Raw genomic sequence first — 26,540 nt, forward strand, 5'->3', positions numbered from 1 at the left:
CCTCAGCCCTGTTCCTGGCCCAAAGGCACACTGCGGTCACGGTGAGCCGACGGGCTGGGCGCATGAAGCGCGCCGCCCGAGAGCACCGCATCGGCAAAACCTTCAATTGCTTCGGGACGTTTTGTCAGCGTTGCATGGATAGATTCGGCAGCAACTTTGCCGTCTTCCACCGATGCAACGGTCAGATCCTGACCACCTGCAACGCAGTCGCCCCCCGCCCAAATCCCTTCAACGGATGTGCGACGCTCATCATCGACGCTGATGCGCCCTTTGGAGAGTCCAATGCCTGAGCCTGCAATTGGCTCTGGTTCAAACTTCTGACCAATAGCCTTGAATACCTGATCGGCTTCGAGAATGAGATATTCGCCAGTGCCCGAAAGCTTGCCGCTATCGGCATTGGTATATTCAAACACAACGGCATTGACGGTGCCGTCTTCGCTCCGCTCAAGGGCATGCGGTTGCAACCAGTGACGGATCACCACGCCATGAATCTGTGCCAGTTCCTGCTCATAGGCGCTGGCATTCATGCTTTCCTGCCCGCGACGATAAACGATGGTCACGTTTTCAGCGCCAAGCTTCTTGGTCTGAATGGCAACGTCCACCGCCGTCATGCCGCCACCGATCACCACGACATTGCGGCCAACGGGCAGCGACGAGAGGTCTTTTGCCTGACGCAGATTGGCAATGTAATCCACCGCATCAATCACATTCGGTGCATCTTCTCCGGCAAGGCCGAGATCATTAACCCCCGGCATCCCCATGCCGAGGAACACCGCATCATAGCCTGCTTTTAAGGCTTCAATCGTGATGTCCTGACCGAGCGTCTGGTTATATTCGATATTGATAGCGCCGATTTTCAGCACGAATTCCAGCTCGCGCTGGGCGAAATTATTGACTGTCTTATAGGCGGCAATACCATATTCATTCAGACCGCCGCCCTTGGGCCGCGCGTCGAAAATCGTCACCTGATGGCCATGCATCGCAAGGCGGTGCGCCGCAGAAAGACCTGCCGGACCTGCGCCAACAATGGCGATGTGCTTGCCGGTGTCGGGTGCGCGCTTGAATGGATGATTGCCGGTTTCCATCAGAACATCGGTCGCATAGCGCTGCAATTCACCGATCTTGACCGGTTTGCCTTCCGAAGTCTCGCGAACACACACTTCTTCGCAGAGCGTTTCGGTCGGGCAGACGCGGGCACACATGCCACCAAGAATGTTCTCTGAAAGAATGGTCTTCGCCGCACCGATGGCATTGCCAGTGTTAATCTGGCGAATGAAACGCGGAATATCGATGCTGGTCGGACACGCATTCATGCAAGGCGCATCATAGCAATAATAGCAGCGGTCAGATTCAACGAGGGCTTCATGCTTGTTGAGCGGCGGATGCAGATCATCGAAAACATGCGCATAATCGGCCTTATCCAACCGCGAGCCGTGAATATCAGGCCCGTTCGCGTGTCCCGGATTATCAATTGCATCAATAGGCGAATTCTCTGCTGATCTCATAGATCGCATCTCCCATTTTTGCTTGTTCAGGCGCGGGTTCCCTTTGCGCACCGTAAACTCTGTTCCGGGCTGCGATCTTTGCCGTCGCGTGATGCCCGTTATTGACAGGATGACAGATTTTCACGGAAGGTCAAATTTTTTATCATCTGGTCAATTTATGACGCGCAAGCGCATCCCGAAAAGTGGGAACCGGTTTTCGGAAAAGATGCGCGTCAGAAAAAATGCATACCAGAAATAGCAAAGGCCCGGCTTTGGAAGCACGGGCCTTTGACATTGAACTCAAATGGAAATCAGAGGGGATCGGACTTGAGACCACTTGGTGCTGGTTCGGTGGTCGCTTCTGCTTCTTTTGGCAGCGACGGACGCGCGCTTAATACCAGTGCGCAGCCAGCGATGATCACGGCAGCGCCGGCAAACTGGATGATGGAAAGCTGTTCTTTAAGGAACACGGCACCAACCAGCACAGCAATGACTGTGACCGCAAATTCCACGCTGATGGCTTTTGTCGGGCCGACATTGCCGACCAGCCTGAAATACAGCACATAGGTGAGGGCGCTCATCACGCAGGCTGAGATCAGCAGATAGACAACATCAATCAGCCCCGGCATAGCTGGCACAGGAATGACGAAGATCAGCGGCAGCGTGAGAATGCCGCCAAACACGAATGCGCCGATGGTGGTTTCCCACGAGCCGGTGGTGGACAGGCGGCGGCTTGCATAATTGCTGCCAAATGCCGCCGAAAAGCACGAGAACATCACGGCAATGCAGCCCATGATGAATTCGGGCGTCACGGCCACAGCGGGAAAGCCAACCAGCAACACAATGCCGCTCACACCAAGCAACAGGCCGATCAGGCCGCGTGAGGTGATGCGCTCAAGCCCCCAGAGCTGGCTGATGACCATTGAGAAAAGCGGAATTGATGCCACACAGATTGCAGCCATTGCCGTGCCGATCAGGGGTGTACCGTAGGAAAGGCCAATCAGCTGGCCCGCAACAGTTGTGGCGCCAACAATGGCAAACGGCTTCCAGCCTGCATGAAAATCAAGGCTGCGCCCTGATAGCTTGGCAATGGCAAACAGTGTTCCCGCCGCAATGAAGGAGCGGAAAGCCACCGCACCCACCCAGCCGAAGGCTTCAACCACGCGCAGCACCACGAGGAACGAAAGCCCCCATGCGATGGCAAGAAAAATATAGGTTGCGGTATCTCTGGGTTTCATGCCGATAGGCCTTAATGATGCTGTTGGATTATCGACTATCTGAGTTGGACGCAAAGCGAAAACGCTTTCCCATCCATCCCCATACCATCTTGGAATGAAATTATGCCGTTTTTGCAGCGGCATTATCGAGCGCTTTTTGAGCTGCCGCAGCGCCAATATTGGCAAAGAACCGATCCGCAATTTTGCGCGCCACTGAACCAAGCAGTTTCGAGCCAAGCTGGGCGATTTTGCCACCCGCATCGCCACGGATCACATAGCTCAGGATTGTATCATCACCGTCTTGGGTCAAAGTCACATCGGTGTCGCCATGCGCAAAGCCTGCAATCGAGCCTTCACCGCGCCCGGAAATCGTATAGGAGGCGGGTGGCTTCATGTTGGAGAGTTCGAGCATTCCATGGAAGCGGACCTTGATCACACCGAGGCTGACTTTCAGCGCTGCACGGATTTCTGTTTCTGAAATTCTTTCCAGATCTTCGCAGCCGGGAATGCTGTTTTTCAGCGTTTCAATATCATTGAGCGCGTCCCAGACGGCCTGCCGGGGTGCGCTGATTCTCTCTTCTCCGAACAGGTCCATGCTTTAAACTCGCTCCTATCAATCTATATTGATCAATATCCATATATGGAGCGGCATCAAAATGAAAAATTTCTGTAATTTAATTGGTGCAATCTTCTAATAAAATGCTTAATTATCCGCAATTAAATCGATTTGATTGACTGGAGTATCATCATGGCAAGAGACGCGGCGAAGCTTGAAGCAACGGTCGCAAAGCTGAAAAAGCACTGGGCGGAAGCAGCACCAAAAGACATGCGTGCCGCATTCAAAGCTGATCCGGGCCGTTTTGAGCGTTATTCGCTGTCACTTGATGATCTGCTGTTTGACTGGTCGAAGGCCCGCGTCAATGACGAGACGGTTTCGCTTTTGACTGAACTGGCAAAAGCCGCCGATGTTGAAGGCCGCCGCGCTGCCATGTTTGCAGGCGAGCACATCAACAACACTGAAGATCGCGCTGTTCTGCATGTCGCCCTTCGCGACACAACCTCGAAAGAGGTGTTGGTCGATGGCCACAACGTCCTGCTGGACGTGAAGGAAGTGCTCGACCGTATGGCTACTTTCTCCGATGGCATCCGTTCCGGTTCTGTCACAGGTGCGACGGGCAAGAAGATCATCGACATCGTCAATATCGGTATCGGTGGTTCCGATCTTGGGCCGGTTATGGCGACGATTGCGCTTTCGCCTTATCATGATGGTCCACGCGCCCATTATGTTTCGAACATCGATGGTGCACACATTGCCGACACGCTTAATGTGCTTGATCCGGCAACGACACTGATCATCGTCGCCTCAAAAACCTTCACCACCATTGAAACCATGACCAATGCGCAGACCGCGCGCAAATGGATTGCGGATGCGCTGGGCGAAGACGCTGTCGGCGCACATTTTGCAGCCGTCTCGACTGCCCTTGATAAGGTCGCCGCATTTGGCATTGGCGAAGAACGCGTCTTTGGTTTTTGGGACTGGGTTGGCGGTCGCTATTCGGTCTGGTCGGCGATTGGCCTGCCGGTGATGATCGCAATTGGCGCAGATAATTTCCGCAAGTTCCTTGCGGGCGCGCATTCAATGGATGTGCATTTCCGCGATGCGCCGCTGGAAAAGAACCTGCCAATCTGGCTCGGTCTTATCGGTTACTGGCACCGCGCAATTTGCGGTTACTCCAGTCGTGCCGTCATTCCTTATGATCAGCGTCTGGCACGCGTTCCGGCCTATCTCCAGCAGCTCGATATGGAATCGAACGGCAAAAGCGTGACCGTTGACGGCAAGCCAGTTTCCGGCCCAACGGGTCCTGTTGTTTGGGGCGAGCCTGGCACCAATGGCCAGCACGCTTTCTTCCAGTTGCTGCATCAGGGTACAGACACCATTCCGCTCGAATTCATCGTTGCGGCAAAGGGCCATGAAAAGCATCTTGATCATCAGCATGAAATGCTGCTCGCCAACTGCCTTGCGCAGTCTGAAGCACTGATGAAGGGCCGCACGCTGGACGAAGCCCGTGCACAGCTGAAGTCCAAGAACCTGCCCGACGCGGAAGTCGAGCGCATTGCACCGCATCGCGTGTTCTCGGGCAATCGTCCGTCGCTCACGCTTGTTCACGACAAGCTGGACCCGTTTGCATTGGGTCGCCTGATCGCCCTTTACGAACATCGTGTGTTTGTTGAAGCGCAGATTTTCGGCATCAATGCCTTTGACCAGTGGGGCGTGGAACTTGGCAAAGAACTCGCAACCGAGCTTCTTCCTGTTGTTTCGGGTGCTGAAACGGCTGAGGGCAAAGACGCTTCGACCATCGGTCTCGTTGCGCATTTGCATGCGCGCCGCAAAGCCTGATATTAAGGCAAATCAATAAGGCAAGCCGGGCGCTCTGCCCGGCTTTTTGTGCTTTTAATGGGATGAGAGATGAAGACCGAGATTATCGAGTTTGCCGGCGACGTACCGGGTAACGCCATAGAACTGCGTGTGCTGCGTTTTGCAGGCAAAGACAGCGATGCGCCGACCGCCTATCTGCAATCGTCGCTGCATGGTGGCGAATTGCCGGGGCAAGCTGCTCTGCATTTTCTCGTGCCAATGCTGAAAAAAGCTGCTGAAGAAGGCCGTATTCTCGGCAATATCACGGTTATCCCACAGGCCAATCCGATTGGCTCAAACCAGTGGCAGGCGCATCAGCATCTGGGCCGTTTCGAGTTTTTCTCTGCGGTCAATTTCAACCGCGCTTTCCCGCTGCTGCCCGATTTTGACACATCCGAACTTCCCGGCCCGGATGCCCCTGTTGCTCTCGCACAGCGCCTGAAAGCAACGCTTTTAAAGATGGCGCTTGCAAACGACATCGTGCTCGATCTTCATTGCGATGATGAAAGCGAAAGCTACGTCTATATCGCCAAGGAATTCGTGGAAGACATGAAGGATTTGGCCGTGGCACTCGGCTCGACCGCCATCCTCGCTTGGGACACGACTGCGGACGCGGCTTTCGAGGAAGCCTGCGCACATCCGGTTCTGCAATTGCCTGCTGATCAGCGCAATATGAAGCGCCGCGCCGTGACCACGGTTGAATTCCGTGGCTTGAGCGATGTCTATGCCGATATGGGCAAGGGTGACGCAGAAGGCCTTTACAAGTTTCTCGTCCATCGCGGCGTGATTGTCGACGACAGCGTCAAGCTTGATCTTGATTACAAAGGTCTGGTGACACCACTTGAAAACGTCGAAATGCTGCGCGCGCCGGAAGGCGGCATGGTGCTTTATCACGTTGCTCCGGGCGATGTGGTGGAAGCGGGCGCCAAGCTCGTGACCGTTGTGACCAAGCCGGGTGAACCGGAAGGCGACATCACACTCACTGCGCCACAGGCAGGCCGCATTCTCACCCGTCGCACCCTGCGTTATGTTCGTCGTGGGGATGATCTTCTCAAGCTGCTGGCTGACAAACCATCGGCAGTGAAGAAACGCGCCGGTGCGTTAGAGGCATGAGTGCACCCCTTTCCTCCGAAAAGTTGAAATCAATCCGTGCCATATTGTTCGATAAGGATGGCACGCTGATCGATTTCGACCGCACATGGTTTACCGTGTCGTGGAACCTTGCGCAGCGCACCGCCAATGGTGACGAGCATCGTGCGCGCTCGCTGCTTGATGCGGGTGGCTATGATTGGGAAGCATCGCGTTTTCGCGCCAATTCGGTGATTGCTGCCGGAACGGTCGAAGACATCGTGCAGCTCTGGCACCCGGAGATTGACGAAGCGGGTTTCAAAGCGAAGATCGACGAGTTTGACTCTTATACGGTCGCTGAAGGTGCGCGTTCTGCGGTGGGAATTGAGGGCTTGCAAGAGACACTCGAAGCACTTCGCGAGATGGGCTTTATCCTTGGCATTGCCACCAATGATTCCGAAGCGGGAGCACATGCGACCGCGAAGGCGCTGGGCATCGACCATTTGTTTGATGTGGTGATCGGCTATGATACGGCCGCACGCCCAAAACCTTATGCCGACCCATTGCTGTATTTTGCTGAAAAGATTGGCCTTGAGCCGGGTGCAGTCGCCATGGTCGGCGATAATCTGCATGACCTTGAAACAGCGCACGCTGCAAAAGCCGGACTTGCTGTCGGTGTTCTGTCTGGCAACAGCCCACGCGAAGCGCTTGAGCCTCATGCTGATGTGGTGCTCGAATCTATTGCTGGCTTGCCTGGTTTGTTCAGATAAAACGAAGCGGCCCTCATAAAGTTGAGGGCCGCTTTTATTTTAGTCTCTCAATTCGCGGCGCAAAATCTTGCCGACATTGGTTTTCGGCAAGGCATCCCGAAACTCCACTTCGCGCGGGCGCTTGTAATTGGTCAGACGCTGGGCGCAGAACGATTTGACATCCTCTTCCGTGAGGGTCGGGTCACGGCGCACCACATAGAGTTTCACCACTTCACCAGAGTGCTCATTGGGAATGCCCACGGCAGCTGATTCCACGATGCCCGGATGTTCTGCGGCCACTTCCTCGATTTCATTCGGATAGACGTTGAAGCCCGAAACAAGGATCATGTCCTTCTTGCGATCAACAATCTTGGTGAAGCCGTTTTCATCCATGAAGCCCATGTCGCCGGTGCGGAAAAAGCCGTCAGTCATGATGGCGCGCTCCGTTTCATCCGGGCGGTTCCAATAGCCAAGCATAACCTGCGGGCCGCGCACGCAAATCTCGCCCACTTCACCCAGTGGCAGATCCTTGCCGTCATCGTCTCGAATAGCAATGTCGGTTGAAGGCATGGGGAGCCCGATTGTGCCACTGAATTCGGTCGCATCCAGTGCATTGGCTGAAGCAACTGGAGATGTTTCCGAAAGCCCGTAGCCTTCGGTGATGTGGCAGTCCGTCATTTCCTGCCAGCGTTCGGCAATTGGACGCTGCACTGCCATGCCCCCGCCGAGTGTCAAAACCAGTGGCTTGAAGTTTAGCGCTTTAAAATCTTCGTTGTTCATCAAGGCGTTGAATAACGTGTTGAGGCCCGGAAAGATGTGGAATGGATATTTTTGCAATTCCTTGACGAAAGCTGGAATATCGCGTGGATTCGGAATGAGAATATTGCGCGCGCCAAGCTTGATGCCGATCATCGCATTCACAGTCAGTGCAAAAATATGATAGAGTGGCAGAGCACAGACGAAGTTGAGTTCTTTCGGTTTGCCCTTTTTCAAAAATGCCACTTCCATCCAGAGCCGCATTTGTTCCACATTGGCCAGAATATTGGCATGGCTCAACATCGCGCCTTTGGAAACACCCGTGGTGCCGCCGGTATATTGCAGAAAGGCAATGTCAGATTTGTCGACTGGAACCGGATTGAAAGACTTTGACCTTCCTTGCTTCAACGCATCTTTGAAGCGCACATGATCGGGAATGTTCCATTCCGGCACCAGTTTTTTCACCTTGCGCACCACCAGGTTGATGATGTGGCCTTTCAGGCCGTGCATGTCACCCATAGAGGCAACAACGATGTTTGGAACATGGATGGAAGCCAGTGATTTCTGCACGGTGGTGGCAAAATTTTCGAGCACGATCAGGGCCTGCGCGCCTGAATCATTCAATTGGTGCTGAAGCTCGCGCGGCGTGTAGAGCGGGTTTACGTTGACGACCACGAAGCCAGCCCGCAGGATTGCGGCAATTGCCACAGGATATTGCAGGATATTGGGCATCATCACCGCAACGCGGTCGCCCTTGACCAATCCGCGTGATTGCAGCCAAGCTGCGAGCGCGCGCGAATTCTCGTCCAGTTCCTTATAGGAAAGGTCCTTGCCCATGCAGGTGAAGGCTGGCTTGCCTGCGAATTGGCGGCATGCATTGGCAATCATGTCGCCAATGCATGTGGTCTTGCTCATGTCGATCTCGTGTGGAACGCTTTTTGGATAGGATTTCAGCCAAATCTTATCCGCTGCCGAAACAGCTGCGGTAGCCTTTTTCGACGTGGGTTTTGTTTCTGCTGCTTTTTTTGCCATGCCTTCTCCCCGGATTGCTCCGTCCACTGTTTGAGCAGCAAGCCCGCCACCCTTTTCCCAATACGACCCGTCCCGACAATGCAGGTCAGGTGCTCCTCAGTCATGAATGTGGTCGAGTTTCGTCCTGACCGCAAGAGTTACATTGACGTAAGCGTAAATTAAAAGGGGATGAGCTGTCTCTCCCAATTTTTTAGAGTGGCAGCGGACTCCGAAAAAATACGTGTTTTAGCGGTCAGAAAGAGCCGGGTTCGTCGATACGCATGGAGCGTATCATTGTTTTGATGGTTTTACCGCCGGACTGAACCAGATCAAAGCTGCGTTCGCTTCGCATCCACTCGTTGAGAAGACCACTCAATACCGCAAGCAGGATTTGAGCTGCCGATATTGAAGTCCATTCCTTTGAGAGTTCTCCACGGCGTTCCGAAATGTCGAGCAATCCTGTAAACAGCGATAACATAGTGGCGCGGGCTTCTTTCAGACGATCGACCACAGGGGCAATTTCTCCGACATATTCGCAGCGCTGATGAATGATGGTGAAAACATTCTGCTGCTGCTCATTGGTCGCGAAAAGTTCTAACGCCGTTAAGATCGATTGTTCGAGGACATGCATTGGATTGGGATGATCACAGGCCGCAGCCTGTATCATGATCTCTTCATGCGGAAAGCAGGTGCGATTAATAATCGCTTGAAAAATGTCCAGTTTGTCGTGAAAATGAAAATAGATTGCGCCGCGCGTAACACCCGCTTGGCTGGCAATTTGTGACAGTGTTGATTGAGTGAGTCCGCGTTCGAGGAAGACGTGTTCTGCGGCGGCCAAAATGGCCTCCCGTGTTTCAGCAGCTTCAGCTTTTGTTCTGCGCATTCAATCTTCTCTCGACAAAGCAGATGCCTAAAATATGCGTTTCCCCCTTCACGACCAGGGTAACTCATTCGTGATATGTAATATTAAGTGATTGACTATAACACGGTAATTCGTGTTTACAAACACCGGTGTATGTTTATTTGGCCGCACCGTGCGACATCAAGGGCAGCTCCCATTATGACCATCAAACGTTCCATTCGGATTTTTGCGGCAGGTGTCGCATTTTTTATTCTTGCAGGGCAGACGGCCTTTGCGCAGGCGCCGGGAGGCGCAATGCCACCGCCACCTCCTGTTACAGTCACGGAAATCAAGGCTGAAAATGTAACCGTGCCTTATGAATATGCGGCACGTGTGAGCGCATATCGTGATGTGCAGGTGCGTGCCCGCGTTGGCGGCATTCTTCTGCATCGTAACTTTGTTGAAGGTACGGAAGTCAAAGCTGGCGATCTGCTGTTTGAGATTGATCCGGCACCTTATGAAGCAGAAGTGGCACGCGCGCAGGCGCAGGTCGCGCAGGCAGAAGCAACCTATCAGCAGTCAATCCGCGATGCAGAACGTGCTGAACAGCTGGTTCAGCAGAAGGTGCAAAGCACAGCCGTTCGCGACAACGCGCTGGCAACGCGCGATCTGAACAAGGCAGCCGTTGCTGCTGCAAAGGCCCAACTGCGCACAGCAGAACTCAACCTGAGCTACACCAAGGTTACAGCGCCGATTAGCGGTATTACGAGCCTTGAGCAGGTTTCTGAAGGCAGCCTTATTGGTACAGACGCTTCTTCAAGTCTTCTGACTTCGATCACGCAGATCAATCCGGTCTATGTCAATTTCTCGTTTACGGACACGGAAGCGGCGGAAATCCGCAAGCTGCGTGAGGCACGCGGCGCCACCGGTCAGGACGCTGATCGTCTGCGAATCAAAATCCTTTTTGGCGACGGTCAGGCTTATGATCACGAAGGCACGATCGACTTCACGTCTTCGTCGCTCGATACCGAAACCGGAACACTCGGCGCCCGTGCCGTTGTTGAAAACCCGGACCAGCGCCTGATTCCGGGCCAGTTTGTCCGCGCTTCCATTCTGGGCGTAACCATTGACGACGCAATTCTGGTTCCCAAGGCGGCCCTGATGCAGAGCCCACAGGGGCAGTTCGTCTATGTGGTCAATAAGGACGATGTTGCGGAAGTTCGCCCGATCAAGGTCGGTCGTGAACTTACAGATTCCTGGCTGGTGAGCGATGGTCTCCAACCGGGCGACCGCATCATTACCGAAGGTGTGATCAAGGCTGCTCCCGGCAAGAAAGTTCAGCCTGTAGCGCCGAAAGCTGAAGGCGAAGCTGGAACGGCGGGCGATAAAGAACAGGCGGCGGGCAAACAATGAATAAGTTCTTCGTTGACCGCCCGGTTTTTGCTGCGGTTATCTCTATCATCATTGTCATGGCGGGCCTCATATCGATGCGGATCCTGCCGATTGCGCAGTATCCGGAGCTGACGCCGCCACAGGTCGTGGTCAGTGCGACCTATCCCGGTGCCAGTGCTGAAACCGTGACGCAAACCGTTGCCGCTCCTCTTGAGCAACAGATCAACGGCGTTGAGAACATGCTTTACATGCAGTCCTCAAGCCTTGGCAGCGGCACCATGCAGCTCACCGTTACCTTTGCTCTGGGCACTGACCCGGATCAGGCGACGATCAATGTCAACAACCGTGTTCAGCGTGCAACGTCATCGCTGCCGCAGGAAGTGCAGCGTCTTGGCGTAACCGTCGACAAGCGTTCCAGTACCATTCTCGGCATGGTGGCGATGTTCTCGACCTCGGACCGCTATGATCGCACCTATGTCGGTAACTATGCGCTTCTCAATGTTGTGGACGATCTCAAGCGTCTCAGCGGGGTGGGCGATGTCCAGTTGCTCGGCAACATCGAATATTCAATGCGCATATGGCTGCGCCCTGACAAGCTTGCGCAATATAATCTGACGCCTTCAGATGTTCAGACCGCAATTCAGGAACAGAATGCGCAGTTTGCAGCCGGCCGTTTTGGTGATCAGCCGGACCCACAGGCCGGTCCGTTCACCTATACGGCGACGACGCAGGGGCGTTTGCCGGACGCAGCCGCATTCGAAGACATCATTCTGCGATCTGACAAAAACGCGGCAACGCTCAAGCTTAAGGACGTTGCGCGCGTCGAACTGGGAACGGAAAGCTATCTCGTTGACAGTGCCCTGAACGGTACTGCTGCAGTTCCGATTGCAATCTATCTGCAACCGGGTGCCAACGCGCTCAACACCATGGAACTTGTGCAGAGCCGCATGGCGGAGCTGAAAACGAGCTTCCCCGAAGGCATCAACTATTCGGTCCCCTTTGACACGACCAAGTTCATCAAGGTGTCGGTCGAAGAAGTGATTCACACCTTCATCGAGGCGATCATCCTCGTTGTTCTGGTGGTGTTCATCTTCCTCCAGAACTGGCGTGCAACGCTTATTCCGGTCATCGCGGTTCCGATCTCGATCATCGGCACGTTTGCGGGCATGTATGTGCTTGGCTTCTCCATCAACCTGCTGACATTGTTCGGTCTGGTTCTGGCGATCGGTATCGTTGTGGACGATGCGATCGTGGTGCTGGAAAATGTCGAACGTATCATGACGACCGAGAAACTGCCGCCGCGCGAAGCTGCCATCAAGGCAATGAGCGAGGTGACAGGTCCGGTTATAGCGATTGTTCTCGTGCTCTGCGCCGTGTTTATTCCGGTTGCTTTCATGGGTGGTCTGGTCGGCGAAATGTATAAGCAGTTCGCTGTTACGATTGCGATTTCGGTGACGATTTCCGGCCTCGTGGCTCTGACGCTGACGCCTGCACTTTGCGCTCTGATCCTCAAGCCTGGCCATCACGAGCCGATGCTGCCGTTCCGCATTTTCAACCGCTTCTTTGATCGGTTGACGGCCGGATATACCAAGGGTGTGCGTTTCTTCCTGAAACGTTCAGCTGTGGGCCTGCTTATTTTCGCGGGTCTTTTGGGTGGCACATATTATCTCTTCCAGAAGGTGCCGAGTTCGCTGCTTCCTGACGAAGATCAGGGCTTCTTGTTCAGTGTGGCAATCCTGCCGCCAGCTGCGTCGCTGGAGCGTACATCTGCTGTTCTGCATGAAGCGAGTGAAAACATTCGTAAGCACCCTGCTGTTGAAAGCGTGTTTGAAGTCGCTGGCTTCGACCTGCTCTCGGGCGGGCTTAAGACCAGTGCTGGCACGATGTTCATCATGCTCAAAGACTGGAAAGAGCGCACCACACCTGACTTGGATGCACGTAATCTGCCCGGTACAATCATGGGGATGAATGCGGGTATTCAGGATGGTCTGGTTCTTGCGTTCAATCCGCCGCCAATCATGGGCTTGAGCACCACCGGCGGCTTTGAGCTTTATGTGCAGGACCGTACGGGCGGGGGTGTTCAGTCTCTGACCAATGCGACCAATCTTCTGGTTGAAGCAGCGAAAAAGCGTCCGGAGCTGACAGGCGTTCGCACGACTTTTGATCCGAATGTGCCGCAATATGACATTCAGCTTGATCGCCAGAAGGCCAAGGCGATGGGCGTGCCGATCAACTCGGTGTTTACCGCCATGCAGGCAACCTTCGGCAGCGTTTATGTCAACGACTTCACGCTTTATGGCCGTAACTATCAGGTGAACCTCCAATCGGAAGCCGAGTTCCGCCGCGATCCAAGCGATCTCAAGCATGTGTTCGTGCGTGCCGATTCGGGCAGTATGATCCCTTTGAGCGCACTCGTGACGGTCAAGCGTATTGTCGGGCCCGATCAGCTTGAACGTTTCAATGCGTTTAACGCTGCAAAGGTTACGGGCAACCCCGCTCCGGGTTATACGTCGGGTGAAGCGATCAAGGCGATGCAGGAAGTGGCAGCTGAAGTGTTGCCACAGGGCTTCCAGATTGCTTGGACCGGCTCGGCTTATCAGGAAGTCACGACAAGCGGCAGCGGCACGCAGGCGATGATCTTCGGTCTGATCATGGTGTTCCTGATCTTGGCTGCACAGTATGAGCGTTGGAGCCTGCCGCTGGCAGTTATCACGGCTGTTCCATTCGCTATCTTCGGTGCGCTTCTGGCGACCGATCTGCGCGGACTGACCAATGACGTGTATTTCCAGATTGGTCTGGTCACGCTCATAGGCCTCGCGGCAAAGAACGCGATTCTGATCGTGGAATTTGCTGTGCTGCAACGTGAAGAGGGCAAATCCGCAATTGAGGCTGCCGCTGAAGCTGCACGCCTGCGTTTCCGCCCGATTGTTATGACGTCGCTGGCGTTCATTCTCGGTGTGGTTCCGCTGGCAATCAGCTCAGGCGCTGGTTCTGCAAGCCGTCACTCAATTGGTACAGGCGTTATCGGCGGTATGTTGGCTGCAACCTTTATCGCGACCTTCTTCATCCCGATGTTCTATAGCCTCATTGCGCGCAAGCCGCCTAAAAAGCGTCCTGACGATGCGGCTATAACGACCGCTCCGGCAGAGCCTGTCTCGGGCGAGAGCAGCGGGCCTGCACACTGATCCTTTTTCGGCATATCGCTTCAGGCTTGCCATTAGATAAGGACAGACAAGAACAAAATAGCCCCGCTTTATGCAGGGCTATTTTGTTGGAGAACCAATGTGATATGACGAGATCGGCGCAGTAAGAGCCGCTGTAAGAGCCATTGAAAAAAGCACAATCCCATCGCTTTGTTTTTCGCATTATCCCACGGAAAACCGCTGCATACTTCTGCTGGAAATGCTCTGGCCATATTTCCATTCTGCTGTGATTTATGGATTTGAGGTCCCTAAACGTGCATGCAGCACCAATGATAGGAACTTCACATTCACCACGCTAGAAATGTGCGGCCACACCTTGAGCAATGGCCCAAAGGATGACTGCTGCGGGAACTGTCAGGCATGCCAAAAATATACCGAAGAATACATAAGTAGCTTCATTCGGCGAGCGCTGTGTCTGCGCAGGAGACTTGTGCCAATGTGTGCTGATGCCCTGGTACATGTATAACTCCTCCTTTTCCTCGATTTTGATTATCGATTAAAAGAGAAAATCTTCAAGCGTAAATAAATGTCTGGATTTATTGAGAAAATATGATAAAAGCGACATGAAAAATGCACGGTATTAAAAAAAATCCTGCTAGTTTTTCAAGAAAAAACCTATCAATATTTTGATTTTAAATAATTTTACTTCTTTACTGTAAGTATCGAATGGTCGGAATTTTCAAAAATTACTGAAAATTAGATTGGTTGATTGCGACGGTGTGCGACAAAATGGCGCAAAATTGCCGCACGTCTCAATGCAGAGATCTGCTTTCGCGCGGCACTTTGGCGCGCGTTTTGATTGAAAGCCTCTTGCTCAAAGCATGAATTCGGGAATTCTTGGTCCGCGCTGATGGGGCTTATGCACTAATAAAAGCTGGTGGGGAAATAGCGCAGATAGAGTTCTGTAAGCTTACCCTGCTGTTGCAGCGATTGAAGTGCATTGTTGAAGGCGCTTGCCAGCGGCGCATTTTTCTGTGTGACAGCTATGCTCAGGCCGGGGCCTAAATATTGCGGCGCGAGATAAGGCCCATCTGTAAAGATGCAGCAATCATTGGCATCCTCGCCTTCAAGCCAGAAAGACAACGCCATTCCGTCATCAAAGGCGGCCTCTGTTTCGCCTTTTTGCAGTGCCGCCAGAAGTTCTGCGCGGTTTGGATAGGGTTTGGCAATGGCTTGCGGAAAATAAGCCTTTAAAAGTTGCTCATGTGCGGTGCCTGTTATGACGCCGATATTTTTTCCCTCTACCGCAATTGCAGCAGGCTGCGCAAAGAACTTGGCTTTGGTTGTTACAAAGCGTGCAGGCAGACGCATATATGCACGGGTGAAGATAAATTTCCCCCGGTTTTGTGAATTTGCGCTCAAACCAGCAATTATGGCTTCGGCCGCACCACTTTCAAGCTTCTCTTCAAGCTCGTTCCAAGGGGCAGCCTCAATCTGGCAAATGTCGTCTAATCCCATTTGAGCACAAAGCGCTTTTGCCAGATCGACATTATAGCCGGAAAGCTGCCCCGCCTCGTTGAGCGAATTAAACGGTGGAAAGTCGAGCGTCGTTATAAAGCGTAACCTGTTCAGCCCCTGTAAGGACGGCAGGGCCAGCCTTTCCTTCTGGTTAAAGAAGTCAGGTGCCTTGGGTGCGGATTGTGCATGTGCAGGATGGCCGCCTAGAAGCCAACACGCTGCGACCGCTATGCTCAAAAGGGGTCGTTTCATCGCTACTTCGTATAAGCATTATCTGATAATTTCGCGTTAACGGAGGTTTACCAGAAGGAGATGCCTTGTTGCAGCATGTCTTAAATAAAAATATTAATGAAGGATTAAAGAATCTTATTTCTATTTAAATTAAAATGGAATACATTTTATATGTAGGTATTTCTCCATAAAGTAATTTAGTAAATAACATTGATTGTGGAGAATAATCGAGAAAATATTACATTTAATTAAATTAATACTGCGTTTAGTGCGGGGGTACTATGAGTAGTGGATCGATTGCGTTCGATCTGGGGGTATGCACAGCCATATCCGCCAGATTGGAGCGGCGAGGTGTGTCGCGCAGTTGCCTGAAACGGGCCTATGAAACAGCGCGCGTCAATGGAACGAGTTTTTGCGAGGAAATTCAGCACGAACAGGCTGTTACGGAGACGATGCTTTTCGAGGCGATTGCAGATTATCTGAACCTTCCATTCACCGAAGAGATATTGCCATCGCGTATCTTTGTTTCGGGGGAGGCGGCTGCATCAGAGGTGGAAGTGGAGCAGGCAATGGTTTTGGGCCATGACGGCTCAACCTACTTATATCTTGCGCCGAATGAGCGTCGAACGGCACGGCTTCTTGAACACCTGCGTCGCGCTCCAGAACTGCGTGGACGCATACGGATATGCACTCATTCCCTGCTGAAGCAAATTTTGCGGCAACGCCACCAGAAAGAGTTGATCGTCAGAGCGCATTCCATGACGCCGAAGAGTCTTTCTGCGTCGCGGGTGCTGGAGACGCCTCAGGCTTTTCTCATCGCCATGGGGTTATATGCTTTTGTAGCGGGTATCGTAATCTGGCCGATGCAAACAATATTCGCGCTTCATAGCAGCCTAACCCTGTTCTTTTTAGGTTGCGTTCTCATTCGATTGTTTGCGGCAGTTTCAAGCCGTCGTCTTCGTTTGTCACAGATCGCTCCCTTTCACAGACGCGATCTGCCTGTCTATTCCGTTCTTGTTCCGCTTTACCGCGAGCAGGCGGTTGTCGGGCAGTTGATCGCGGCACTTGACCAAATAAATTGGCCGCGCAGTAAACTCGATATAAAACTGATCTGCGAGAAGGACGATTTCGATACGCTTGCAGCCATTCGGCGTTGCAGGCTGCCGAGGAATTATGAAGTTATTCTTGTTCCAACGGGCGGACCGCAGACAAAGCCGAAAGCACTCAATTACGCGCTCCAGTTTACGCGCGGCGAGATAATTGCCGTCTTTGATGCAGAAGATCGTCCGCACCCTGACCAGCTTCTCGAAGCCTGGCAGGCGTTTCAGCGGGAAGGTCCGGTGCTTGCCTGCGTTCAGGCGCCGCTCATTATCGCAAATTTTAGGGAAAACCTGCTGACGCGTATGTTTTCATTTGAATATGCGGCGCTTTTTCGCGGTCTTCTGCCTTGGCTTGCATCCCGCCGTCTCGTTATTCCGCTGGGCGGGACATCAAACCATTTTCGCCGCTCTTGCTTGGAGCAAGTTGGTGGATGGGATGCTTATAACGTCACGGAAGACGCCGATCTCGGTTTGCGTCTGGCGCGTTTTGGTTATGGCATCAGTGTCATCACTCGGGGAACGATTGAAGATGCACCGATCAGTTACAGCGTGTGGCACAAGCAGCGCACGCGCTGGATCAAGGGGTGGATGCAAACATGGCTTGTGCACGGACGCAATCCCTATGCGGCATCCCGCGAGCTTGGCTGGTGGCGTTTTACGATCAATCAGATTTACACTTTGGGGATCATTGCATCAGCGCTTTTGCATCCATTCATGCTGATGACGGTGGCTCTGTTGTTCGTGAGCATGATATTTATGCCACTTGACGCCGATAACATCTGGCTTCTTCGCATCGATATGGTGAATATCATGCTTGCTTATCTGAGTTTTTATGTGCTCGGCTCCAAAACTATGGAACCAACCGAACTGGGTGGATATTTCCATATTCTGGCCATACCCGCTTATTGGATTTTAATTTCAGTCTCTGCGTGGCGCGCAGTTTGGCAACTGGTGCGAAAGCCTCATCTTTGGGAAAAGACTCCGCACCAGCCATCCTTTTTCTATGTGCCGGATGAAGAGGACTGCGCAATTTTGGATGCAAGAAATGCAGCCCCACGACCGATGATGGACTGATCTTCTGGTCCGATGGCCGCAAGATCACGGCCTTCATATGGCAAGGTGAGCAAGATGCGTCGCATCGCGGCCAGTCTTGCCCGCCGCTTGTCGTTGGAGCGGATGATTGTCCAGGGTGCATAGCCTGTGTCAGTGCGCGCAAGCATGGTTTGCAATGCCGCTGAATAATCATCCCAGCGCGATATGCCTGCAATGTCCATCGGAGAGAATTTCCAGTTTTTGAGCGGACTATGGCGACGCTCGTGAAAGCGCTTGAGCTGCATTTCCTGACCAATATCCAGCCAGAACTTGAACAAGTGAATACCTTCGGTCACGATCATACGCTCGAAATCAGGTGTTTCGGTGAGAAATGTTTCAAGCTGCTGGGCTGTGCAAAACTGCATGACCCGTTCAACACCCGCGCGATTGTACCAGGAGCGATCAAAGGTCACGAACTCGCCGGACGTGGGGAAATGTTGGACATAGCGCTGAAAATACCACTGGCCACGCTCGGTTTCGGTTGGCTTGGGAAGCGCAACATTGCGTGCAGTACGCGGGTTCATATACTGCCGGACGGTAAAAATCGTGCCGCCCTTTCCGGCTGCGTCCCTGCCTTCAAAGACGCTGATGACCCGTTCTCCGGTCTTTTGCAGCCAGTATTGCAGCTTGACGAGCTCTATCTGAAGTCGCTCAAGCGTTTCCTCGTAGTCTTTTAACTTCATCTTCTCGGGGTAGGGATACCCGCCCGATTGCAGCGCGTTGTTTTCAATCCAGTCCGGAAGCTTGGGGTCGTTGATGTCGAACTTATGCGTTTCACCAGCGATTTTTATCTTTATGGGCTTATCAGCGAGTTTCGTAGGGTCTATTTCGGTCTTCTTGTTGTTAGCTGTCTTCGAACTGTCACCCACGATAGGCTCCCTTGGTTTATATAGGGCACGCACCGAAACGTGCCCGCAAATGCTCATCTATGATATGGGCTGTTTATAAGGCGCGTAAAGGATGCTGTTTCTGATTTTGCAGGGATGCTATCGAAAAACAGATCGCTTCGATACTGCGAGCGTAAAAGGAGTGCAGAATGAGTGAAGGCAACGGCGGGGATGTTGCGGAGCCCGCAAAGGATGAATCTCTTTTTGCACCGCTGTTTCGTGTAAAAGGCGTGATTTTTGCCAGCGTCGTGCTGATTCCCTGCATTCTGGCGCTGGACTTGCCAATCTGGTTTCGTGCCGCCCTGCTCATCATGGTGCTGATTGGAGCGGTCTGGGTTTCCAGTGCAACGGGTGACGATGAGCCAGCTCGCAAACAGGAGCAAAAAAAACAGATCAACGAGATGTCGGACGTGTCGGGCGCGCGTCTCGCCGATCTTCTGACCGATCCGATGATTGTCTTTGATCATCGCGGCACGGTGCTGTTTGTCAATGCCATGGCCATGGATGCATTTCAGTCGCTTGAGCCTGGAACGGCCCTTTACCTGCGCTTTCGTGCACCGGAAATGCACAGGCTTATTCAGAGCGTCATTACCGATGGCGAACCACGCAGCATCGATTATTTTGAGCGTGTGCCGATTGATCGGTGGTATAAGGCGATGGTCAAGGCTTTGCGTGATGCTGACGGCAAGCCGGAACTCTTCGTGTTGCTGTTTCGCGACCAGAGTGAAACCCGCCGCATCGACCGCATGCGCTCGGACTTCATCGCGAATGCGAGCCATGAATTGCGGACGCCGCTTGCATCGCTGCTTGGCTTTATTGAAACCTTGCAGGGGCCTGCACGCAATGATGCAGCCGCGCGCGATCGCTTTCTGGGTATTATGCAAAAGCAGGCCGAGCGCATGTCGCGGTTGATTGATGATCTTTTGTCACTTTCGCGTCTTGAAATGCGGGCACATCTGGCGGTGACCGAATGTGTGGATATGACGGCAGTGCTCAATCATGTGGCTGATACACTAAGCCCGCTTGCGGCAGGTCTTGACGTTACGATTGAGCGCCATTTGCCGGACCATCCGGTCAATGTCACAGGTACGCGTGACGAACTCATTCAGGTCTTCCAGAACCTGTTAGAAAATGCCTGCAAATATGGACAGGGTGGCAAGCGGGTAATCCTGCGTCTTGATGAAGAACAGACAGAGCTGGGGCAGGAACTGGTTGCATCCGTGCAGGATTTTGGTCCCGGTATTGCAACTGAGCATCTACCGCGTTTGACGGAGCGCTTTTATCGTATCGATGTGGAGACAAGCCGCGCACAAAAAGGCACGGGCCTTGGCCTTGCTATCGTCAAACACATTCTGGCGCGCCATCGGGGACGCCTTGTCGTGCGTTCGCAACTTGGTGAAGGGTCTACGTTTGTTGTGCGTTTGCCAAAGCGCGCATAATAAAACGGTTTCAATCAGGATTACAGATAAAGAAAAACCCCGGAGCAGGGTGCTGCCGGGGTTTGATATTGAGCAATGTTTGCGCGTTGCATCAGCGGGCGCGGCGACGCTCTGCCGTTGGCTGGAAAGCCAGCTTGGAATGATAGCTGCAATAGGGGCTTGATTCACCGGATTCACTGCCGCAGAAATGGAAATCTTCATTAAGCGGATCGCCGATTGGCCATTTGCAGGTGCGTTCGCTGAGCTGCAAAAGCGTCAGCTTGCGCGAAATCGGAACCACAACGTCCGATGCGGGGCGTACAACGCGCTCCGCTACAGCATCAGCCACATATTCCATCTGAAGTGCAGTTGCGCCAACGGTCTGCGTAACTGTTGCGGTGCGGATGGTGGTGGTCGCCTGCGGGCGGCTGGTACCGGTGCTATTGCTTGTTGTTGCAGGACGCGGGGTCGCTGCAACGGTGTTCACTTTTTTACTGCGTGGCGCTGCCGTGGTCGTTTTGCCGCGGCCTGAAAGCTTCAGGCGATGCACTTTACCGATCACTGCGTTGCGGCTGACGCCACCAAGCTGCGCTGCGATCTGGCTTGCACTCAAGCCTTCGTTCCATAATTTCTTTAGCAGTTCGACGCGCTCATCTGTCCAGTTCATCGCCCTGGGCTCCAATCAATTTTCGTTATCCGGAATCCACTCGCGTTTCCGGATTGCTCCGGCCACAATTACTATATCTATCCGGGTGACTAGGTCGGTCGCACGAAATGTAGTTTTAACTTTAAAAAAGAAACTACAATATCGAACGACTCCATGACAAGGGATAGCCTTGTCAGGCGGATTCCATTTTTATGGTTTTCCCCAACTTGGGTGATAATGACGGTTTTTCTGAGTCAGCTTTGCCCATTTAGCAAGCATTTTTCATGGATGGTACCCGTCAGGGAAAACGTCTCAGGGGTATATATCCACCTGATCCACAGAATGCCACCCCCGCGCTGCATGACACCTATCTTATATAAGGTGTGTTTCCGGCATGAGTTCATGCATAAAGATGCATGATTATCCGGGTCGGCTTTGATTGACATTTTTTTTGTGAACGCCAATATACGCGCGGGATTAAACAATGCCGCCTTGAGGGCGGTTTTTTATTTCCACTTTAGTATGGGAAACGCTGCCTGGCCGGCCCTTGCCGGAGGCGCTGCAATGAAAAGGCTAATGGAGGCCTGCTGCAATGACCAACGTTACGACTGTGCAACCGCTTTACGACACATATAATCGTGCGGCTTTGCGCTTCGAGCGAGGTGAAGGCATCTGGCTTATTACCGAAAGCGGCGAGCGTTATCTCGATTTTGCGGCGGGCATCGCGGTTAATGCGCTGGGCCATTCTCATCCGCATCTGGTGAGTGCGCTCAAAGAGCAGGCTGATAAGCTTTGGCATCTGTCGAACCTTTATGAAGTTCCGGGTCAGGAAAAGCTGGGTCAGCGTCTGGTGGATGCAACTTTTGCGGACAAAGTATTCTTTACCAATTCCGGTGCGGAAGCACTTGAATGTGCGATCAAGACTGCGCGTCGCTATCATTATGTAAATGGCCATCCTGAACGCTTCCGTGTCATTACCTTTGAAGGTGCATTCCACGGCCGCACGCTGGCAACGATCGCCGCTGGTGGTCAGGCCAAGTATCTTGAAGGTTTTGGCCCGAAGGTCGATGGTTTCGATCAGGTTCCATTCGGCGATGAAGCCGCATTGCGTGCAGCCATCACCGATGAAACGGCAGCAATTCTGCTTGAGCCTGTGCAGGGTGAGGGCGGTCTGCGCGGTTTCCCTGAAGAGTTTATGCGCCTTCTGCGCAAGATCTGCGATGAAAAAGGTCTGCTGCTGATCCTCGACGAAGTGCAGACAGGCGTTGGCCGGACCGGCAAACTCTTTGCGCATGAATGGTCGGGCATCACGCCAGACATTATGGCAGTCGCCAAGGGTATCGGCGGTGGTTTCCCGATGGGTGCTTGCCTTGCAACGGCTGAAGCTGCCAAGGGCATGACGGCTGGTGTGCATGGCACCACTTATGGCGGCAATCCGCTCGCTATGGCCGTTGGCAATGCCGTGCTCGATGTCGTGCTGGCGGATGGCTTTCTGGAAAATGTACAGGAGACTGCACTGACCATGAAGCAGGGTCTTGCGTCGATTATCGATCGTTTCCCGAATGTCATTTCGGAAGTGCGCGGTCGCGGCCTGCTGCTGGGTATCAAATGTGTTGTTCCAAACGTGGCACTTATTCAGGCTCTGCGCGACGAGCATCTGCTCAGCGTCGGCGCTGGCGATAATGTCGTGCGTATTCTGCCTCCGCTGGTGACAACACCGGAAGAAGCGCGTGAAGCATTGGCACGTATTGAAGCAGCCGTTGAACGGCTTTCTGTCGCAAATCCGACCAGCAAGACGGCATAAGATCATGGCGAACAACGGTATCAAGCACTTCATTGACCTCTCGACGGTTCCAGCTGACGAATTGCGCGCGATCATGGAAGACGCAAAGGCACGCAAGGCGCGCCTGAAGGCTGGCGAGATCGAAAAGCCTTTCGCAGGCAAGGTTCTGGCAATGATTTTCGAAAAACCGTCCACGCGAACCCGTGTGTCGTTTGATGTTGGTATGCGTCAGCTTGGCGGCGAGACGATCATGTTGACCGGTTCGGAAATGCAGCTCGGTCGCAGTGAAACCATTGCAGATACGGCCAAGGTGCTTTCGCGCTATGTTGATGCGATCATGATCCGCACAACATCGCATGATCGGATGCTGGAACTGGCTGAATATGCAACCGTTCCGGTTATTAATGCACTGACCGACGACACACACCCTTGTCAGATCATGGCTGACGTTCTTACATATGAGGAACATCGCGGCTCGATCAAAGGCAAGACCTTTGCCTGGATGGGGGACGGCAACAACGTCCTGCATTCGCTTGTGGAAGCTGCGGCGCGTTTTGATTTCAACGTCAATATCGCAACGCCGGAAGGCAGCGAGCCGAAGCAGCAATATATTGATTGGGCAAAGGCAAACGGCGCGAACATCATGTCCACAGCGGACCCTGATCTGGCGGCACGCGATGCAGATTGCATCGTGACCGACACTTGGGTTTCCATGGGGCAGGAAGATCATGCTCGTGGCCACAATGTTTTTATGCCCTATCAGGTGAATGCTGATCTGATGGCTAAAGCTGACCCTCAGGCGCTTTTCATGCACTGCCTGCCCGCACATCGCGGAGAGGAAGTGACCAATGAGGTGATCGACGGCCCGCAATCGGTCGTCTTCGATGAAGCTGAAAACAGGCTTCACGCGCAGAAAGCCATTCTGGCGTGGTGCCTGCAAGGCAGCTGATTGGGAGCATAATTTGTCTGACAAGATCAGCAATGAGCATAACGAAGCCGAAGTCGTTCACATTGATCTGAACAATTTCGACTTCGCAGGCGATGACGCCGTTGTGCCTTTCCAGGTGGAAGGGCTCGACGTGCGTGGTCGCGCGGTACAACTGGGCGGCACGATCGACGCCATTCTGAAACGCCATAACTACCCCGAACATGTCGCACGCCTTCTGGCAGAAGCAACAGTTCTGACCACGCTTCTTGGCACATCGCTGAAATTCGAAGGGAAGTTCATTTTCCAGACGCAGTCCGATGGGCCTGTCGATATGCTGGTCGTGGATTTCCGCACACCGCATTCTGTGCGTGCCTATGCACGCTTTGATGCCGAACGTGTCGCGGAAGCGGTGAGCGCTGGCAAAACCCGTCCTGAAGAACTTCTTGGTCGCGGAACACTTGCTTTCACGGTCGATCAGGGCGCGCATACACAGCGCTATCAGGGCATTGTTGCGCTGGATGGATCAACGCTGGAAGAGATCGCACGCACCTATTTCCGTCAGTCGGAGCAGATAGCGACCGATATGCGGCTGAGCGTTGCAAAGCTCGTTGAGCGCGACAGTGATGGTAAGCTTGTCGAGCGCTGGCGCGCTGGTGGTCTGATGATCCAGTTCCTGCCTGAATCGGAGCTGCGCGCACGGGTGCCCGATCTTCCGGGTGGTGACGGCGATGAGAACACCGTTGTTCTTGATCTTGAAGATGACGGATGGGATGAAGCGCGTTCGCTGGTCGGAACGATTGAAAGCTCAGAACTGACTGATCCACAGGTTGGCTCGGAACGGCTGCTTTATCGTCTGTTCCATGAGCGTGGCGTTCGCATCTATGAAGCAATCCGCGTCGAGGATAATTGTTCATGCTCGCGCGATAAGATCGAGGGCGTGTTCAATAATTTCTCGGCAGAAGAAATTCAGGATAGCGTTCAGGACGGCAAGATTTCCGTGACGTGTGAATTCTGCTCAACGACCTATGAGTTTGATCCCGCACAGTTTGCGAAATAATATTATGAGAAAGGCGCTTTGAAAAAAGCGCCTTTTTTAATTCAGGGTTCGTCTTGTCTCTGGAATATCCAGCGAGAAAGCCGGAATATCGACATCAAAGGCACTCCCATCCGGTAATTGCATTTGATAGCGCCCGACCATAACACCGGATGTGGTGCTGAGAGGGCAACCGGATGAGTATTGATAAGAATCGCCCGGATTAAGTGTGGGTTGCTCGCCGATGACGCCAGCACCCTTCACCTCTTCGATGCGGCCATTGCCATCGGTAATCTGCCAGTAACGTGAGCGCAGCTGAACGGTCTGCGATGAATTGTTGGCAATGGTTATCCGGTAGCCCCAGACATAGCGATTTTCGTCCGGTTCGGACTGGTCTTCGAGATAAAACGGTTCAGCCGTTACCTCAATATCCCGCGTTACCGCTCTGTACATGCATACCCGCCTTTAAGTCTTATCAAACATACTACACAAAGCTATCGCCAAAGTTGCGCGGGAGGTCAACGAATTGATGCCGACAAATGCATTGCAATTGCCGAAATGTTCCGGCAATTGCGTCGTTTAGGCATCAATCTTTAGCGCGCGGCTGCAAGCGCTTCCAGCACGTCCTCAACCAGATCATCCTGGTCTTCCAGACCGACCGAAATACGCAGCATACCGTCAGAAATGCCGAGTTCCGCGCGTGCTTCGTCCGTGAGGCTCTGATGTGTCGTTGTGGCCGGATGAGTGATGATGCTCTTTGCATCGCCCAGATTGTTGGAAATGCTGAACACCTGCAAAGCATTTTCGAACTTGAACGCAGCTTCCTTGCCGCCTTCGAGTTCCAGCGCGATCAGTGTCGAGCCGCCAGTCATCTGCTTGGCGATGATGTCGGCCTGCGGGTGATCGGCGCGGCCCGGATAAATGACCTGCTTCACACCTGCCTGACCAGCCAGTGCATCGGCCACGGCTGCGGCAGATTGCGTCTGCTGACGCACGCGAACGCCGAGCGTTTCAAGACCTTTCAGCATGATCCATGCGTTGAACGGGCTCATGCCGGGGCCGGTATGACGGAAGTAAGGCTGGAGAACTTCTTCGGTCCATTCCTGATCGGAAAGAATGATCCCGCCCAGACAGCGGCCCTGACCGTCAATATGCTTGGTGGTCGAATAGACGACAATATGCGCGCCGAGTTCCAGAGGCTTCTGGTAAAGTGGCGTTGCAAACACGTTATCAACGATTAGCTTTGCGCCGATTTCATTGGCAATGTCGGCAACAGCTGCAATGTCGATCACCTCAAGCGTCGGGTTTGACGGGCTTTCGAGCAGCATGACTTTGGTGTTCGGACGAACAGCCGCTTTCCAGTTTTCAATCTTTGAGCCGTCGATGATCGAGAACTCGACGCCATAGCGAGGCAGAAGCGTTTCAATGATGTAACGCGACGAGCCGAAGACGGCGCGCGCACAGATAACATGCTCGCCCGCCTGTACCTGACAGAGAATAGAGGCGGCGACGGCTGCCATGCCGGATGTGAAAGCGCGCGCATCTTCCGCGCCTTCGAGCGCGCACATGCGCTTTTCAAACATATCTGTGGTCGGGTTGGCATAACGCGAATAGATGAACCCCGGATCTTCGCCCTTGAAGCGGGCCTCGGCAGCTTCTGCTGTCGGATAGAGAAAGCCTTGCGTCAGATAAAGGGCTTCTGACAACTCTGCAAAGCCCGAACGCAGCGATCCTGCATGAACGAGCTGAGTTGCCGGGCGAAACTTACGGGTAGTCTTATTCGTCATTTTTCCAACCTGTCGAAAGCTGGTCGGCCGGGGCCTGGAA

Annotated in this window: 20 protein-coding genes; 10 read left to right on the forward strand and 10 right to left on the reverse strand. The window is 53.3% G+C overall.

What is annotated here, in order from left to right; translation table 11 throughout:
• Positions 1–2: 2 nt before the first annotated feature.
• The 3 genes from ABE530_RS01855 to ABE530_RS01865 all read right to left on the reverse strand — a co-directional run bounded on the left by ABE530_RS01855 (position 3) and on the right by ABE530_RS01865 (position 3,296).
• Entirely contained in the window at positions 3–1,514 is a 1,512-nt protein-coding gene (locus ABE530_RS01855) for an NAD(P)-dependent oxidoreductase (RefSeq protein ID WP_265982924.1), read from the reverse strand.
• 281 nt (positions 1,515–1,795) lie between these two features.
• Positions 1,796–2,722 carry a DMT family transporter gene (locus ABE530_RS01860; RefSeq protein WP_499693408.1) on the reverse strand — a complete coding sequence of 309 codons (927 nt, stop codon included), beginning with the start codon at positions 2,720–2,722 and terminating at the stop codon, positions 1,796–1,798.
• A 100-nt stretch (positions 2,723–2,822) separates the two neighbouring features.
• Positions 2,823–3,296, reverse strand: a complete 474-nt coding sequence (locus tag ABE530_RS01865) for an SRPBCC family protein (RefSeq protein WP_499693409.1) — start codon at positions 3,294–3,296, stop codon at positions 2,823–2,825.
• 153 nt (positions 3,297–3,449) lie between these two features.
• Here ABE530_RS01865 and pgi point away from each other — a divergent pair, with 153 nt between their 5' ends.
• The 3 genes from pgi (at position 3,450) to ABE530_RS01880 (ending at position 6,955) form a co-directional block, all read left to right on the forward strand.
• Entirely contained in the window at positions 3,450–5,099 is a 1,650-nt protein-coding gene (gene pgi, locus ABE530_RS01870; protein ID WP_499693410.1) for a glucose-6-phosphate isomerase, read from the forward strand.
• Between the two features lie 69 nt (positions 5,100–5,168).
• The gene (locus tag ABE530_RS01875; protein ID WP_499693411.1) at positions 5,169–6,230 is read left to right on the forward strand and encodes a M14 family metallopeptidase; all 1,062 of its coding nucleotides are present in this window, start codon (positions 5,169–5,171) and stop codon (positions 6,228–6,230) included.
• Positions 6,227–6,955 carry an HAD family hydrolase gene (locus ABE530_RS01880; protein ID WP_499693412.1) on the forward strand — a complete coding sequence of 243 codons (729 nt, stop codon included), beginning with the start codon at positions 6,227–6,229 and terminating at the stop codon, positions 6,953–6,955. Before ABE530_RS01875 ends, ABE530_RS01880 begins: the two co-directional genes overlap by 4 nt.
• A 39-nt stretch (positions 6,956–6,994) precedes the next feature.
• Here the strand turns inward: ABE530_RS01880 and ABE530_RS01885 are convergent, their stop codons facing one another.
• Together ABE530_RS01885 and ABE530_RS01890 are read right to left on the reverse strand one after the other, a co-directional pair.
• On the reverse strand, positions 6,995–8,722 hold the full coding sequence (locus ABE530_RS01885) for a long-chain fatty acid--CoA ligase (RefSeq protein ID WP_265982933.1): 1,728 nt from the start codon (positions 8,720–8,722) through the stop codon (positions 6,995–6,997).
• Positions 8,723–8,954: 232 nt separating this feature from the next.
• Positions 8,955–9,584 (reverse strand): TetR family transcriptional regulator, encoded by a 630-nt coding sequence (locus ABE530_RS01890; protein ID WP_265982934.1) that lies wholly within the window; start codon positions 9,582–9,584, stop codon positions 8,955–8,957.
• A 177-nt stretch (positions 9,585–9,761) separates the two neighbouring features.
• On the opposite strand from ABE530_RS01890, the gene ABE530_RS01895 reads away from it, so the two are divergent.
• Both ABE530_RS01895 and ABE530_RS01900 read left to right on the forward strand, forming a co-directional pair.
• Positions 9,762–10,955, forward strand: coding sequence for an efflux RND transporter periplasmic adaptor subunit (locus ABE530_RS01895; RefSeq protein WP_265982935.1), 1,194 nt, complete (start codon positions 9,762–9,764; stop codon positions 10,953–10,955).
• On the forward strand, positions 10,952–14,119 hold the full coding sequence (locus ABE530_RS01900; RefSeq protein ID WP_499693413.1) for an efflux RND transporter permease subunit: 3,168 nt from the start codon (positions 10,952–10,954) through the stop codon (positions 14,117–14,119). The genes ABE530_RS01895 and ABE530_RS01900 overlap by 4 nt, the downstream gene beginning before the upstream one ends.
• Positions 14,120–15,001: 882 nt before the next feature.
• On the opposite strand, the gene ABE530_RS01905 is transcribed toward ABE530_RS01900, so the two are convergent.
• Positions 15,002–15,847 carry a transporter substrate-binding domain-containing protein gene (locus ABE530_RS01905; protein WP_499693414.1) on the reverse strand — a complete coding sequence of 282 codons (846 nt, stop codon included), beginning with the start codon at positions 15,845–15,847 and terminating at the stop codon, positions 15,002–15,004.
• A gap of 260 nt (positions 15,848–16,107) precedes the next feature.
• Between ABE530_RS01905 and ABE530_RS01910 the strand changes: the two genes are divergently transcribed.
• Positions 16,108–18,000: a glycosyltransferase gene (locus ABE530_RS01910; protein WP_499693415.1), complete on the forward strand. Its 1,893-nt coding sequence runs from the start codon at positions 16,108–16,110 to the stop codon at positions 17,998–18,000.
• On the opposite strand, the gene ppk2 is transcribed toward ABE530_RS01910, so the two are convergent.
• Entirely contained in the window at positions 17,928–18,887 is a 960-nt protein-coding gene (gene ppk2, locus ABE530_RS01915) for a polyphosphate kinase 2 (RefSeq protein ID WP_499693416.1), read from the reverse strand. The genes ABE530_RS01910 and ppk2 overlap by 73 nt on opposite strands.
• A gap of 167 nt (positions 18,888–19,054) precedes the next feature.
• Between ppk2 and ABE530_RS01920 the strand changes: the two genes are divergently transcribed.
• Positions 19,055–20,344 (forward strand): ATP-binding protein, encoded by a 1,290-nt coding sequence (locus ABE530_RS01920; protein WP_499693417.1) that lies wholly within the window; start codon positions 19,055–19,057, stop codon positions 20,342–20,344.
• 91 nt (positions 20,345–20,435) lie between these two features.
• Here ABE530_RS01920 and ABE530_RS01925 read toward each other — a convergent pair whose 3' ends face one another.
• On the reverse strand, positions 20,436–20,990 hold the full coding sequence (locus tag ABE530_RS01925) for a GcrA family cell cycle regulator (RefSeq protein WP_499693418.1): 555 nt from the start codon (positions 20,988–20,990) through the stop codon (positions 20,436–20,438).
• Positions 20,991–21,561: 571 nt separating this feature from the next.
• Here ABE530_RS01925 and ABE530_RS01930 point away from each other — a divergent pair.
• Genes ABE530_RS01930 through ABE530_RS01940 form a run of 3 tightly spaced genes read left to right on the forward strand, consistent with a single transcriptional unit; the run spans position 21,562 to position 24,737 of the window.
• A complete protein-coding gene (locus ABE530_RS01930) occupies positions 21,562–22,773 on the forward strand; it encodes an aspartate aminotransferase family protein (protein ID WP_265982944.1) in 1,212 nt (403 codons plus the stop codon).
• A 4-nt stretch (positions 22,774–22,777) separates the two neighbouring features.
• Positions 22,778–23,701 carry an ornithine carbamoyltransferase gene (argF, locus tag ABE530_RS01935; protein ID WP_265982945.1) on the forward strand — a complete coding sequence of 308 codons (924 nt, stop codon included), beginning with the start codon at positions 22,778–22,780 and terminating at the stop codon, positions 23,699–23,701.
• 13 nt (positions 23,702–23,714) lie between these two features.
• Positions 23,715–24,737 (forward strand): Hsp33 family molecular chaperone, encoded by a 1,023-nt coding sequence (locus ABE530_RS01940; protein WP_499693658.1) that lies wholly within the window; start codon positions 23,715–23,717, stop codon positions 24,735–24,737.
• A 36-nt stretch (positions 24,738–24,773) separates the two neighbouring features.
• On the opposite strand, the gene apaG is transcribed toward ABE530_RS01940, so the two are convergent.
• Positions 24,774–25,166, reverse strand: a complete 393-nt coding sequence (apaG, locus tag ABE530_RS01945) for a Co2+/Mg2+ efflux facilitator ApaG/CorD (RefSeq protein ID WP_265982947.1) — start codon at positions 25,164–25,166, stop codon at positions 24,774–24,776.
• A gap of 140 nt (positions 25,167–25,306) precedes the next feature.
• Entirely contained in the window at positions 25,307–26,500 is a 1,194-nt protein-coding gene (locus ABE530_RS01950; RefSeq protein ID WP_499693419.1) for an O-succinylhomoserine sulfhydrylase, read from the reverse strand.
• Positions 26,501–26,540: the final 40 nt, after the last annotated feature.

The sequence above is a fragment of the Brucella sp. TWI559 genome, assembly GCF_039674265.1.
Classification (GTDB): Bacteria; Pseudomonadota; Alphaproteobacteria; order Rhizobiales; family Rhizobiaceae; genus Brucella; species Brucella chromiisoli.

What these genes read in the sequence shown, in the direction of transcription:
- ABE530_RS01855 (WP_265982924.1), bottom strand. Translation starts at nt 1,514, where the DNA reads ATGCGATCTATGAGATCAGCAGAGAATTCGCCTATTGATGCAATTGAT.
- ABE530_RS01860 (WP_499693408.1), bottom strand. Translation starts at nt 2,722, where the DNA reads ATGAAACCCAGAGATACCGCAACCTATATTTTTCTTGCCATCGCATGG.
- ABE530_RS01865 (WP_499693409.1), bottom strand. Translation starts at nt 3,296, where the DNA reads ATGGACCTGTTCGGAGAAGAGAGAATCAGCGCACCCCGGCAGGCCGTC.
- pgi (WP_499693410.1), top strand. Translation starts at nt 3,450, where the DNA reads ATGGCAAGAGACGCGGCGAAGCTTGAAGCAACGGTCGCAAAGCTGAAA.
- ABE530_RS01875 (WP_499693411.1), top strand. Translation starts at nt 5,169, where the DNA reads ATGAAGACCGAGATTATCGAGTTTGCCGGCGACGTACCGGGTAACGCC.
- ABE530_RS01880 (WP_499693412.1), top strand. Translation starts at nt 6,227, where the DNA reads ATGAGTGCACCCCTTTCCTCCGAAAAGTTGAAATCAATCCGTGCCATA.
- ABE530_RS01885 (WP_265982933.1), bottom strand. Translation starts at nt 8,722, where the DNA reads ATGGCAAAAAAAGCAGCAGAAACAAAACCCACGTCGAAAAAGGCTACC.
- ABE530_RS01890 (WP_265982934.1), bottom strand. Translation starts at nt 9,584, where the DNA reads ATGCGCAGAACAAAAGCTGAAGCTGCTGAAACACGGGAGGCCATTTTG.
- ABE530_RS01895 (WP_265982935.1), top strand. Translation starts at nt 9,762, where the DNA reads ATGACCATCAAACGTTCCATTCGGATTTTTGCGGCAGGTGTCGCATTT.
- ABE530_RS01900 (WP_499693413.1), top strand. Translation starts at nt 10,952, where the DNA reads ATGAATAAGTTCTTCGTTGACCGCCCGGTTTTTGCTGCGGTTATCTCT.
- ABE530_RS01905 (WP_499693414.1), bottom strand. Translation starts at nt 15,847, where the DNA reads ATGAAACGACCCCTTTTGAGCATAGCGGTCGCAGCGTGTTGGCTTCTA.
- ABE530_RS01910 (WP_499693415.1), top strand. Translation starts at nt 16,108, where the DNA reads ATGAGTAGTGGATCGATTGCGTTCGATCTGGGGGTATGCACAGCCATA.
- ABE530_RS01920 (WP_499693417.1), top strand. Translation starts at nt 19,055, where the DNA reads ATGAGTGAAGGCAACGGCGGGGATGTTGCGGAGCCCGCAAAGGATGAA.
- ABE530_RS01925 (WP_499693418.1), bottom strand. Translation starts at nt 20,990, where the DNA reads ATGAACTGGACAGATGAGCGCGTCGAACTGCTAAAGAAATTATGGAAC.
- ABE530_RS01930 (WP_265982944.1), top strand. Translation starts at nt 21,562, where the DNA reads ATGACCAACGTTACGACTGTGCAACCGCTTTACGACACATATAATCGT.
- argF (WP_265982945.1), top strand. Translation starts at nt 22,778, where the DNA reads ATGGCGAACAACGGTATCAAGCACTTCATTGACCTCTCGACGGTTCCA.
- apaG (WP_265982947.1), bottom strand. Translation starts at nt 25,166, where the DNA reads ATGTACAGAGCGGTAACGCGGGATATTGAGGTAACGGCTGAACCGTTT.
- ABE530_RS01950 (WP_499693419.1), bottom strand. Translation starts at nt 26,500, where the DNA reads ATGACGAATAAGACTACCCGTAAGTTTCGCCCGGCAACTCAGCTCGTT.